Origin of the sequence: Streptomyces sp. NPDC017943 (genome assembly GCF_044328425.1) — a bacterium.
In the GTDB taxonomy this organism is placed as follows: domain Bacteria; phylum Actinomycetota; class Actinomycetes; order Streptomycetales; family Streptomycetaceae; genus Streptomyces; species Streptomyces djakartensis_A.
Map to the genome: position 1 here is coordinate 234197 of NZ_JBIRHH010000006.1, position 12323 is coordinate 246519.

Below are 12323 nucleotides of genomic sequence, written 5' to 3' on the forward strand. Positions count from 1 at the left end.
CCGCGCAGGCCGGGGAGTTGGGCGGCTTCCCGGCGATGAAACGGACCCCCCGTGCGTGGTGGCAGCACGTGGGGGTCCGTCCCGTTCGAGTGGCCTGTGCGGGTGCGTGGGGGTTGCTCGCGCCCACGCGGCGGAGCCGCACGTCGATACAGCCCCGCGCCCCCAAGCCAAGAGGGGCGACTACTCCACCGTCACCGACTTGGCCAGGTTGCGGGGCTTGTCGATGTCGCGGCCGAGGGCCAGCGCCGTGTGGTAGGCGAGGAGCTGGAGCGGGATGCCCATCAGGATCGGGTCCAGCTCGTCCTCGTTCTTCGGGACGACGATCGTCTCGTCGGCCTTCTCCTGGTGCTGGTGGGCCACCGCGAGGATCCTGCCGCTGCGGGCCTTGATCTCCTCCATGGCGGCGCGGTTCTTCTCCAGCAGGTCGTCGTCGGGGACGATGGCGACCGTGGGGAGGGCCGGCTCGATCAGGGCCAGCGGGCCGTGCTTGAGCTCGGAGGCCGGGTAGGCCTCGGCGTGGATGTAGGAGACCTCCTTGAGCTTCAGGGAGGCCTCACGGGCCACCGGGTAGCCCCGGACGCGGCCGATGAAGAGCATCGAGCGGGCCTCGGCGAACTGCTGGGCCAGCTTCTTGACGTCCTCCTCCTGCTCCATGATCTCGGCGATCTGCGCGGGCAGCTTCCGCAGGCCCTCGATGATGCGCTTGCCGTCGCGGACCGACAGGTCGCGGGTGCGGCCGAGGTGCAGGGCGAGCAGGGCGAAGGCGACCGTGGTGTTGGTGAAGCACTTGGTGGAGACGACGCAGACCTCGGGGCCGGCGTGCACGTAGATGCCGCCGTCCGCCTCGCGGGCGATCGCCGAGCCGACCACGTTCACCACGCCCAGGACGCGCGCGCCCTTGCGCTTGAGCTCCTGCACGGCGGCCAGCACGTCGTAGGTCTCGCCGGACTGGGAGACGGCGACGTAGAGGGTGTCGGGGTCGACGACCGCGTTGCGGTAGCGGAACTCCGAGGCGGGCTCGGCGTCGGCGGGGATGCGGGCCAGCTCCTCGATCATCTGGGCGCCGATCATGCCCGCGTGGTACGAGGTGCCGCAGCCGAGGATCTTCACGCGGCGGATGCGCCGGGCCTCGCGGGCGTCCAGGTTCAAGCCGCCCAGGTGCACGGTGGAGAAGCGGTCGTCGATGCGGCCGCGCAGCACGCGGTCCACGGCGTCGGCCTGCTCGTGGATCTCCTTGTGCATGTAGGTGTCGTGGCCGCCCATGTCGTAGGAGGCGGCCTCCCACTCCACGGTGGTGGGCTCGGCCGTGGTGCGGGTGCCCTCGGTGGTGTAGGTGCGGAAGTCGTCGGCCTTGAGGGTGGCCATCTCGCCGTCGTCGAGGGTGACGATCTGGCGGGTGTGGGCGACCAGCGCGGCGATGTCCGAGGCGACGAACATCTCCTTCTCGCCGATGCCGAGGACGACGGGCGAGCCGTTGCGGGCGGCGACGATCCGGTCGGGGAAGTCGGCGTGCATGACGGCGATGCCGTAGGTGCCCTCCACCAGCCGGAGGGTCTCGCGGACCTTGTCCTCCAGCTTGGTCGCCTGCGAGCGGGCGATGAGGTGGGTGAGGACCTCGGTGTCGGTCTCGGAGAGGAACTCGACGCCGTCCGCCTCCAGCTTGCGGCGCAGGTCGGAGGCGTTGTCGATGATGCCGTTGTGCACGACGGCGACCTTGTTGTCGGCCGACATGTGCGGGTGGGCGTTGGCGTCGGACGGGGCGCCGTGGGTGGCCCAGCGGGTGTGGGCGATGCCGGTCGTGCCCTTGAAGCGGGCCGGGACCTTGGCCTCCAGGTCGCGGACACGGCCCTTGGCCTTGACCATCTTCAGGCCCGAGGCCTTCGGTGACGTGACGACGATGCCCGCGGAGTCGTAGCCGCGGTACTCCAGGCGCTGCAGGCCCTCCAGGAGCAGGGGCGCGACGTCACGCTTCCCGATGTAACCGACGATTCCGCACATGTAGATGTATTCCTAGCCGTAGACGATGCGCCGCAGCTGCCGGAGCGAGAGCTCCGGCGGGGCCACCGCGCGGTACTTGAGGTCCGCCTCGATCCGCTCGAAGATCGCCGCGTTCACCAGGCCCTGGGCCTGGAGCTCGCGGTGGCGGCGACGGACGTACTCCTCGGTCGTCTCGTCGAAGTAGGCGAGCACGTCCTGGATCACGCGCAGCGCCTCGCCCCGGCCGAGGGGGCTGGACCGCGTCAGATGATCAACGAGTTCGTCGTGCACCCGATGATCCTGAGGCACGGGCCGCTCTTTCGCAAGAATCCTGCCCGATTCCGGGCAAGCAGCTCGTACGGAGTGCTGGGAGCGGCGTCGAACGGGGTATTTCGGACGCCAGGGACACCCCCCGGGCCAGGTCACATCCGTCGGAGGACCGCCTGCTTGGCCAGGGCGAACTCGTCGTCCGTGAGCACGCCCGTGCGGTGCAGCTCCCCCAGTTCGCGCAGGCGCCGCAGCAGGGCGTCGTGGTCGTCCTCGGCGGGGGCGGCCGGGGGAGCGGGCACCTCGGGCCGCACGTCCTCCGCGTCGCCGGCGGGCCGGGCCGGATGCGGAAGCCTGGCCTGGACCGCCGCCGCGACCAGCGCCATCAGCGGGTCCTTCTTGAAGCCCCACAGCTCCACGGCGTTCGGGTCGTACTTGGCCGGGGTCTTGGTGGGCGCGTTGCGCACGGTGAAGCGCAGGTGGCCGTGCTCCAGCCCGGCCGCGGGCTGCCACTCCACGCCGGTGACGTCGGTGAGCGCCAGCGTACGGGCCCCGGCGGCGGCCTTGGCGTCCTCCGTCTTCCAGTTCCACTCCAGGCGTATGCGCTCGCCGTCGAAGCTCGCGGTGCCGTCCCCGGCGGACGCCGAAAGGGGCACGCCGGGGCCGGGCAGCAGGAACTCGGTGACGGGGCCGGCCGGTACCCGGTCCAGCAGCAGCGCGTTGCGCACCTCGTCGGCGAGGTACTCCGCGACGCCGTAGCGGTCGGGCTCGACGACGAGCTGGTACGGGTCGTGGGGCTCGGTGAGCCGTCCGCCGGTCGCGTGCAGCAGAGGATCGGCCCCGGCGCGCAGGCGCAGGCGCAGCCGGCCGGCCTTCTTGCCCTGCTCGAACGAGACGCCCGCCAACGCACCCAGCGGGACGATCAGTTCACCCAGTTCCCTGCGCAGCACGCTGACGTTCCTGTCCCGTCCGGGCGTCAGCCGCAAGGCGTCGCCGTCGAAGACCCACGTGCCGTCCCTCTGGATGATTTCCGCCATGGGGTGGATTGTTCCACCCGTCTCACGAGAGAGTGGTCCAGACCTCTTGGAGCTCAACGGCTCACGGAAGGGACGGTTTTGTGAGGAACGGTCTCGTAGGACAGCACCACAGAACGCTTCGCCTTCTCGGTTCCCTGCTGCTCGTCGCGATGGGCGTCTGCGCCACCGGCGCCACCCCGGCCCGTGCGGCGGCTCCCACCCCGCTGGACCGGGTCGTCCCGGCACCCTCGTCCGTCACGCCCGGCGGCGCCCCGTTCCGGATCACGCGCGGGACGCACATCCGCGTCGACGGCTCGCGCGAGGCGCGGCAGGTCGCGCAGTACCTCGCGGACCTCCTGCGGCCCTCCACCGGCTACCGCCTGCCGGTCACCGCACACGGCGAGGGCGGCATCCGACTGGCCCTCACCCGCGGTGACCTCGGCGCCGAGGGCTACCGGCTGAGCAGTTCCCCCCGGTCGGTCACCATCAGCGCCAGGACCTCCGCGGGCCTCTTCCACGGCGTGCAGACCCTGCGCCAGCTCCTGCCCGCGGCCGTCGAGAAGGACACGGTCCAGCCCGGCCCGTGGACGGTCGCCGGCGGCACCGTCACCGACAGCCCGCGTTACGCCTGGCGCGGGGCCATGCTCGACGTCGCGCGGCACTTCTTCACCGTGGAGCAGGTCAAGCGCTACATCGACCAGCTCGCCCTGTACAAGCTCAACAAGCTGCACCTGCACCTCAGCGACGACCAGGGCTGGCGCCTCGCCATCGACTCCTGGCCGCGCCTCGCCACCCACGGCGGCTCCACGGAGGTCGGCGGCGGCCCCGGCGGCCACTACACCAAGGCCGACTACCAGGAGATCGTGCGCTACGCCGCATCCCGCCACCTGGAGGTCGTCCCCGAGATCGACATGCCCGGCCACACCAACGCCGCCCTCGCCTCCTACGCCGAGCTGAACTGCGACGGCGTGGCCCCGCCGCTGTACACCGGCACCGAGGTCGGCTTCAGCTCGCTGTGCGTCGGCAAGGACGTCACCTACGACTTCGTGGACGACGTGATCCGCGAGGTGGCCGCGCTCACCCCCGGCAGGTACCTGCACATCGGCGGCGACGAGGCGCACTCCACCAGCCACGAGGACTACGTGCGGTTCATGGACCGGGTGCAGCCGATTGTGGCGAAGTACGGCAAGACCGTGGTCGGCTGGCACCAGCTGACCGGTGCGACCCCGGCGAAGGGCGCCCTCGCGCAGTACTGGGGCCTGGACCGCACGTCGGCGGAGGAGAAGGCGCGGGTGGTGAAGGCCGCGCAGAACGGCACGGGGCTGATCCTGTCCCCGGCCGACCGGCTCTACCTCGACATGAAGTACACCGAGGACACGCCCCTGGGGCTGTCCTGGGCGGGGTACGTCGAGGTGCAGCGCTCCTACGACTGGGACCCCGGGGCCTATCTGCCGGGAGTGCCGGAGGGTGCGGTGAAGGGGGTGGAGGCGCCGATGTGGTCGGAGACGCTGGAGGAGTCCGGGCACATCGAGTTCATGGCGTTCCCGCGCCTGCCCGGCGTCGCCGAGCTGGGGTGGTCGCCGGCTGCCTCCCACGACTGGGAGCGGTACCGGGTGCGGCTCGCCGCGCAGGCGGAGCGGTGGGACGCCCTGGGCATCCAGTGGTACCGGTCGCCGCAGGTGCCGTGGAGCGCGCGGTGACGTGTCCGCGGGCCGGTGGGGGCTGAGCGCGCGGTTCCCCGCGCCCCCGACGGCACGACGACGGGCACCCCGGAGGACCGTACTCCGGGGTGCCCGTCCGTCCGGGGGGTCAGAAGCCGGCGATCGGGTTCTTCAGGGTGCCGATCAGCTGGAGGGCTCCCGACGGGTCGGCCAGGTCGACCATCTGCCGGTTGTTGCGCAGCTGGAGGCGGTTGAGGCAGGAGAGGGCGAACTCCGGGGCGAACATGTCGTACCGGCGGAACTTGTCGGCGAGCTCCGGCACCGACTCCTGGTACTCCCGGGTGACCTCGGCGACCGTGCGCCAGAAGTCGTCCTCCGCCAGGACGCCCTCGGTGGCGAGGTTCGCCGCGAGGAAGCGGAAGAAGCAGTCGAAGACGTCCGTGAAGATCGACAGCAGCTTCGTGTCCTCGGGGACGTCCACCCGCAGCCGCTCGACCGCCGGCGGCAGCACCGCGTCGACGTCCATGACCGCGATCTCCTCGGCGATGTCCTTGTAGACCGCCCGCTGCACCACCCCGTCCTTCAGCACCAGGATCACGTTCTCGCCGTGCGGCATGTACACCAGGTCGTAGGCGTAGAAGCTGTGCAGCAGCGGGGTGAAGTAGGCCCGCAGGTAGCGGCGCAGCCACTCCGTCGGGGTGAGGCCCGACTGCTCGATCAGCGCGCCCGCGATCGACGCGCCCCGGTCGTCGACGTGCACCAGCGACGCCATCGTGGCCAGGGACTCGCCCTCCCCCAGCGACGGCACGGGGCTCTCCCGCCACAGCGCGGCGAGCATCTTGCGGTAGGGCGAGTACCGGTCGGTCGCCTGCTCGTACTCCAGGTGCCGGTAGCCGACGGCGGCCCGCTCCCGGATGATCGACAGGCCGGTGGACCTCAGCACCGGGTCGCCCTCGATGAGCTGGGCCAGCCAGTCGTTGATGGCGGGGGTCGCCTCCATGTAGGCCGCCGACAGACCGCGCATGAAGCCCATGTTGACGACGGACAGGGCCGTCTTGACGTAGTGCTTCTCGGGGCTGGTCCGGTTGAAGAAGGTCCGGATGGACTGCTGGGCCAGGTACTCGTCGTCGCCCTCGCCCAGGCACACCAGGTGCCGCCGCGCGATCTCGGCGGCGAAGGTGACGGAGAGCTTGTTCCACCACTGCCAGGGGTGGACCGGGATGAACAGGTAGTCGGCCGGGTCGAGGTCCTGCTCGCGCAGCACGGCGTGGAAGCGCTCGACGGTCTCGCCGCCCAGCTCCTCGCGCAGGAACGACTCGTACTCGACGCCGGCGCCGGCCGTGAACGCGGCCCGCGAGCGGTGCGCCGCCAGCCAGACCAGCCGGACCGGGCTCGCCGTCTCCGGCGCGTACGACAGGTACTCGTGGATGCCGAACCCGAGCCGCCCGTTGTTGGCCACGAAGCAGGGGTGGCCCTCGGTCATCGAGGTCTCGATGGTCTGGAAGTCGGCGCGCGCCAGCTCCGCCGCCGGCAGGGCCGGCTGGGTGAGCTTGTAGCAGGTGCCGGACAGGGTGGAGGAGATCTCCTCCAGGTAGACCGGCAGGATCTCGTCGCTCAGGCCCAGCGACTTCTGCATCTCGATGAAGAAGTCCAGGGCGGACAGCGGGACTTCGGTGCCGTCCCGGTGCCGGGTGATCGACTCGGCGTCGACCTGCCAGTGGTCGAGGGCCCGGATCACCGCGGTGAAGGTGTACCGGGTCAGCCCGTCGTCGCTGCGAACGGTGTACCGGCCCTCGCCGTCGGCCTCCGGGGTGAGGAGCCGCTCGTGCGTGAACTCGGCGAGTGCCTTGCGGATCAGCAGGCGGTTGGCCCGCGCCCAGCGGTGGGGGGACAGGTGCGCCACGGCGTCGGACAGGGTCATACGGCTACTCCTCGGGCGGCCAGGAACTGTTCACGCGTGCAGAAGCTCAGCAGCGCGCGCTTCTCCGGCTTGTCGATCTCGCGCTCGGCCACGAAACCGACGGCCTCGTTGAGCGCGTGCACTGCCTTGTTGCCGACGTCGGGCTCCACCACGACCCGCCGGGTGCGCGGGTCGGCGAACAGCTCCTCCATCACGGTCGTGATGACGGCCCTGGTGAAACCGTGGATCGGCCGGTCGGTCGGCGCGACCAGGAAGTGCATGCCGACGTCGCCGGGCTGCGGTTCGTACAGCCCCACCAGCTCCACGTACCGGGGGTCGTACCTCTCCATGAGGAACGCGGGCCGGCCCTCGTGCAGGCCGAGGAAGGCGTCGTGGTGCTCGTGCGCCGCGATCCGCATGTACTCGCGCTCGACGTCCTGGAGCCTGGCGTCCTGCATCATCCAGTAGGCCGCCTTGGGGTGGGTGACCCAGGAGTGCACCACCTCGGCGTCCTTCAGCGGGTCGAGGGGCCGCACGGTGAGCCGGCCGATGCCGGTGCTGTCGGTCATACGGCGAACTCCTGGAACGCGATCGTCTTCTCCACCGGGTAGTACTCCGAGCCGAGCAGCTCGCGGATGATGTACGCGTTCCGGTACGGGCCCATGCCCAGGTCGGGGCTGGTGATGCTGTGCGTGTGGACGCCGGCGTTCTGCAGGAACACGCCCCGGCCGGTGACGTCGACGGCGTAGTTGCGCGCCACGTCGAAGTTCCCCTGCGAGTCGTAGACGAGGCGGTCCTTCACCGGCGCCAGGAACTCCGGCTCGGCGTATCTGTAGCCGGTGGCGAGGACCAGGCCGTCGGAGACCAGCTCGAAGTCCTTGCCCTGCTCCTCCTGGCGGAAGCCGAGCGTGTAGGTGCCGTTGTCGTACCGGGCGCTGTTCAGCGAGGAGTTGGTGAGCAGCCGGGTGGGGACGGGGCCGGCGAGGTTCTTCTGGTAGAGCAGGTCGAAGATCTCGTTGATCAGGTCGCCGTCGATGCCCTTGAACAGGCCCTTCTGCTCGGCCGTCAGGCGGTAGCGGGTCGCCTCGGGCAGCTCGCGGAAGTAGTCGACGTACTCGGGGGACGTCATCTCCAGCGTGAGCTTGGTGTACTCCAGCGGGAAGAAGCGCGGGGAGCGGGTCACCCAGTTGAGCCGGTAGCCGTGGACGTCGATCTCGCCGAGCAGGTCCTGGTAGATCTCGGCGGCCGACTGGCCCGAGCCGACGAGGGTGATGGACTCCTTCTTCTGCAGCTCCGCCTTGTGCTGGAGGTAGCGGGAGTTGTGGAGGAAGTCGCCGCCCAGGTCGCGGCACGCCTCGGGGATGTGGGGCGGGGTGCCGGTGCCGAGCACGAGGTGCCGGGCGCGGTAGGTGTCGCCGCCGGCGGTGTGGACGACGTACAGCTCGTCCTCGTACGTCACCTCGGTGACGGTGGTGCCGAAGCGGATGCTGCTCAGCTTGCCCGCGGCCCAGCGGCAGTAGTCGTCGTACTCGACGCGCAGCGGGTAGAAGTTCTCCCGGATGTAGAACGAGTACAGCCGGCCCTTCTCCTTCAGGTAGTTGAGGAAGGAGTACGGGGACGTGGGGTCGGCGAGGGTGACCAGGTCCGACATGAACGGGGTCTGGAGGTGGGCGCCGTCCAGGAACATGCCGGCGTGCCACTCGAAGTCGGGCTTGGACTCCAGGAAGACGCCGTCGAGTTCCTCGATGGGCTCGGTGAGGCAGGCCAGGCCGAGGTTGAAGGGGCCGAGCCCGATGCCCACGAAGTCGTGGGTGCTGGTTCGGTTGTCAGGACGCGCGGTCAAGGGACTCTCCCAGGTACTGCTCGGCGTGGCCGGCGATCAGGTCGAGGACGGCGGCGATGTCGGACACCGTCGTCTCGGGGTTCAGCAGGGTGAACTTCAGGTAGTGGCGGCTGCCGACCTTGGTGCCCGCGACGACGGCGTCGCCGGAGGCGAACAGGGCCTTGCGGGCGTAGAGGTTGGCGCGGTCGATCTCGGCCGGGTCGGTGACGGCCGCCGGGATGTAGCGGAAGACCAGGGTGGACAGGCTCGGTTCGACGACGACGTCGAAGCGCGGGTCCGCGGCGAGGAGCCGCCAGCCCTCGCGGGCCAGTTCGCACACCTCGTCGAAGAGCTGCCCGATGCCGTCGGCGCCCATGGTCCGCAGGGTCATCCACAGCTTCAGGGCGTCGAAGCGGCGCGTGGTCTGCAGCGACTTGTCCACCTGGTTGGGGATACGTTCCTGCACCATGCGGCGCGGGTTGAGGTACTCGGCGTGGTAGGTGGCGTGCCTCAGCGTGGCGGCGTCCCGGACCAGGACGGCGGACGAACTCACCGGCTGGAAGAAGGACTTGTGGTAGTCGACGGTGACGGAGTCGGCGCGCTCGATGCCGGCCAGGCGGTCCCGGTGCTTGAGGGAGGCGAGCAGGCCGCAGCCGTAGGCGGCGTCGACGTGCATCCACGTGCCGAACTGCTCGCACAGCTCGGCGATCTCGGGCAGCGGGTCGATGGAGCCGAAGTCGGTGGTGCCCGCGGTGGCGACGACGGCCATGGGGACGAGGCCGGCCTCCGCGCAGCGCTCCAGCTCGCGGGCGAGGGCGACGGTCTGCATGCGCTTGTCGTGGTCGACGGGGACGGACACCACGGCGTCCGGTCCGAGCCCGAGGAGCTTGGCGGACTTCTTCACGCTGAAGTGGCTGACCTCGGAGGCGAAGATGCGCAGGTCCGCGAACGTGTCGGTCTTGGCCTCCTCCCGGGCGAGCAGCAGCGCCTGGAGGTTGGACTGGGTGCCGCCGGAGGTGAACACGCCGTCGGCGTTCTCGCCGAGGCCGATGCGGGCGTTCGTCCAGTCGACGAGCTTGCGCTCGATGAGGGTGCCGCCGGCCGACTGGTCCCAGGTGTCCAGGGAGGAGTTGACGGCGGACAGGACGGCCTCGCCGAGCACGGCCGGGATGACGACCGGGCAGTTGAGGTGTGCCAGGTAGCGGGGGTGGTGGAAGTAGACGGCGTCCCGGAGGTAGACCTCCTCCAGTTCGTCGAGCACCGCGGCCGTGTCGTGCAGCGGCTGGTCGAGGTCGATCCCGTCGATGCGGGGCGCGAGGGCGTCGACGGTCACACCGGTGAACGGCCGGTCGGTGGCGGCGAGTTTGGCGGCCACCCGCTCGACTCCGGCGGTCACGGAGCGGCGATACTGCTCCGCGGTGGTGTCGTTGAGCAGGTGCGAGCGCATGTGCGGGTCCTCCGGTGGGGACAGTCCGGGGCGGAACGGTGACGGGCTGAACCGCGGGTTCAACTTAGGTTAGCCTAACCTAAGTTCCTGGCGGGAGGGGTGGGGGTCCGTCCGTGACCGTGATCACGCCGGCCTCATGGCCGCCCGACGCTCCCTAGCCCTCGGCGCGCAACTGCTCCTCGCTGACGCCCCGGCGCCAGTAGCCGACGAACGTGACCCGGCGGCGGTCGACGCCGCGCTCCGCCACGAAGTGCCGGCGCAGCTCCTTCACGCACCCCGACTCACCGGCCAGCCAGACGTAGGGCCGCCGGGCGGAGCCCAACTCCGCCGTCCGGACGGCGTCCAGGGCGGCGGGTGCCCCCATGTCCCGCACGAGCCAGGTGATCTCGGCGTCCGCCCGGGTCGACAGGTCCTGGACGTCCCCGGCGTGGGGCACCTCCAGCCACACCCGGGCGCGGGTGCCCGCCGGCAGCGACTCGACGACGGCCGAGGCGGCCGGCACGGCGGTCTCGTCGCCCCAGACGACCACGAGGTCGCTGTCGGCGGGGGGCCGGAAGCGGATCGCCCGGTTGTCGGCGACGGCCGGCCCCAGCAGCAGCACCCGGTCGCCCGCGGCGGCCCGGGCCGCCCAGCGGGCGGCGGGGCCGGCCTCGCCGTGGGCGCTCGGCCCGACGCCGTGCAGGACGAAGTCGACGTCGATCTCGTCCGGATCCCGGCGCAGCGCGCGCAGGGTGTACGACCGCATCACCGCCCGTACGTCGTCCGGCAGTTCGCGCCAGCCCTGCCACCAGCCGTCCCCCAGCTCCACGGGCACGACCGGCTCGGACTGCCCCGGGTGCGGCAGGAACAGCGACAGCGACTGGTCGCGGCCCTCGGAGTGGAAGGCGTGCAGATCGGGTCCCGCGAAGGTGACCCGGGCCAGGGACGGGCCGAGCCGCCTCGTCCGCACGACCTGGAGGGAGAAGAACCGGAACGGGGCGGCCACGGCGGTGGTCATGAGGGCTCCTGGTGTGTCACCGGGCGGTCGGGGTGGCGCCCCGTCGGGGGCGCGGGGAACCGCGCGACCTGTCACACGCGGCCCGCGGCCGCCGCTCGCGCGCAGTTCCCCGGGCGCAAGGCGGTCAGCCGACCTTCTTGGCCGTCTCGATCGCCTTCGCCAGGTTCTCCACCAGCGGCACGCACTTGTCGTAGGACAGGATCGGCTCGGCCGAACGCGGGATGACCTGACCGGCCTTGACCGCGGGCAGCTTCTTCCACGTCCCCTTGGTGATGTCGGCCGGCTGGATGGCCGAGGTGCGGTCGTCCATCATGATGATGTCGGCCCGGTACTTGTCGACGTTCTCCCAGCTGAGGCTCTCGAACCAGCCGCCGCCCTGGGTCTTGGCCTTCTCCGGCGGCTCGACGAAGTTCACGCCCAGCGCCTTGAAGTACTCCAGGTCGATGGAGAGGTTGGTGCCGGAGACGTAGAACAGCTCCTGGCTCGCGGAGCCGGCCATCACCCTGATGTCGGGGTGGGCCTTGGCGGCCTTGCGCAGCCGCTCGGAGGCCGCCTCGAAGCGCTTCTTGGCGTCCGTGGCCTTCGCGGCCTTCATGTCGCCGCCCAGGGACTCGGCCAGCTCCCACATCCGCTGGAGCGGGGCGGTGATCTGACGGTCGTAGACGGAGATGCCGACGCTCGGGGCCAGCTTGGCGATCTTGTCCTTGGAGCCGTCCGGGACGTACCAGAGGGTGCCGGCGTCGTCGAACATGGTGGAGATCAGCACGTCCGGTGCGAGGGCCGCGTACTTCTCGACGCTGAACTGGTCCCAGGTGTTGCCGAGGATCGTCACCTTGCTGACGTCCATGTCGCCGGCCTGGACATCGGCCTTGCCGTCCTGGGTCTTCGTGGGGCCGAAGACGCCCTTCACCTCGACGCCGTAGTCGTACAGGGCGGCGGCGACACCGGTGAACGCGACGATGTTCGCGGGGACCTTGCCGAGCTTCACGGTCGTGCCGCGGTCGTCCTTGAACGACCAGGAGCCGGACGCGCCGGCGCCCTTGGCGTCGGAGCCGCCGTCCTTGGAGTCCTCACTGCCACACGCGGTCACGAGGGCGCCGAGCCCGAGGGCACCACCGGCGGCGAGCAGGCCGCGACGGGAGAGACGGGCGGTTCTGGCGTTCGACATGACGGGGTCTGCTTTCGTGCGTACGGAGCCACTGCGGGCACGGCCGACAGCCGCTTGGCTGAAATCAG

Annotated in this window: 10 protein-coding genes; 1 reads left to right on the plus strand and 9 read right to left on the minus strand. The window is 70.7% G+C overall.

Features of this window, described 5'->3' with window-relative positions:
- Nucleotides 1-180: 180 nt before the first annotated feature.
- The 3 genes from glmS to ACH4C6_RS21140 form a co-directional block, all read right to left on the minus strand.
- Entirely contained in the window at nt 181-1998 is a 1818-nt protein-coding gene (gene glmS / locus ACH4C6_RS21130; RefSeq protein WP_398110126.1) for a glutamine--fructose-6-phosphate transaminase (isomerizing), read from the minus strand.
- A gap of 12 nt (nt 1999-2010) precedes the next feature.
- Nucleotides 2011-2268: a hypothetical protein gene (locus ACH4C6_RS21135; protein WP_369196586.1), complete on the minus strand. Its 258-nt coding sequence runs from the start codon at nt 2266-2268 to the stop codon at nt 2011-2013.
- A gap of 131 nt (nt 2269-2399) precedes the next feature.
- Nucleotides 2400-3281 (minus strand): DUF4429 domain-containing protein, encoded by an 882-nt coding sequence (locus tag ACH4C6_RS21140; RefSeq protein WP_398110127.1) that lies wholly within the window; start codon nt 3279-3281, stop codon nt 2400-2402.
- Nucleotides 3282-3430: 149 nt separating this feature from the next.
- Between ACH4C6_RS21140 and ACH4C6_RS21145 the strand changes: the two genes are divergently transcribed.
- A complete protein-coding gene (locus ACH4C6_RS21145) occupies nt 3431-4960 on the plus strand; it encodes a beta-N-acetylhexosaminidase (RefSeq protein ID WP_398110431.1) in 1530 nt (509 codons plus the stop codon).
- Nucleotides 4961-5069: 109 nt separating this feature from the next.
- Here ACH4C6_RS21145 and ACH4C6_RS21150 read toward each other — a convergent pair whose 3' ends face one another.
- The 6 genes from ACH4C6_RS21150 to ACH4C6_RS21175 all read right to left on the minus strand — a co-directional run bounded on the left by ACH4C6_RS21150 (nt 5070) and on the right by ACH4C6_RS21175 (nt 12255).
- Complete coding sequence (locus tag ACH4C6_RS21150; RefSeq protein ID WP_398110128.1) at nt 5070-6842, minus strand: IucA/IucC family protein; 1773 nt, start codon at nt 6840-6842, stop codon at nt 5070-5072.
- Nucleotides 6839-7390, minus strand: a complete 552-nt coding sequence (locus ACH4C6_RS21155; RefSeq protein WP_398110129.1) for a GNAT family N-acetyltransferase — start codon at nt 7388-7390, stop codon at nt 6839-6841. The genes ACH4C6_RS21150 and ACH4C6_RS21155 overlap by 4 nt, the downstream gene beginning before the upstream one ends.
- Complete coding sequence (locus ACH4C6_RS21160) at nt 7387-8664, minus strand: lysine N(6)-hydroxylase/L-ornithine N(5)-oxygenase family protein (protein WP_398110130.1); 1278 nt, start codon at nt 8662-8664, stop codon at nt 7387-7389. The genes ACH4C6_RS21155 and ACH4C6_RS21160 overlap by 4 nt, the downstream gene beginning before the upstream one ends.
- Nucleotides 8648-10090, minus strand: a complete 1443-nt coding sequence (gene desA, locus ACH4C6_RS21165) for a lysine decarboxylase DesA (protein WP_398110131.1) — start codon at nt 10088-10090, stop codon at nt 8648-8650. Before desA ends, ACH4C6_RS21160 begins: the two co-directional genes overlap by 17 nt.
- Nucleotides 10091-10244: 154 nt before the next feature.
- A complete protein-coding gene (locus ACH4C6_RS21170; RefSeq protein ID WP_398110132.1) occupies nt 10245-11087 on the minus strand; it encodes a siderophore-interacting protein in 843 nt (280 codons plus the stop codon).
- A gap of 124 nt (nt 11088-11211) precedes the next feature.
- A complete protein-coding gene (locus ACH4C6_RS21175) occupies nt 11212-12255 on the minus strand; it encodes an ABC transporter substrate-binding protein (RefSeq protein WP_398110133.1) in 1044 nt (347 codons plus the stop codon).
- Nucleotides 12256-12323 lie beyond the last annotated feature (68 nt).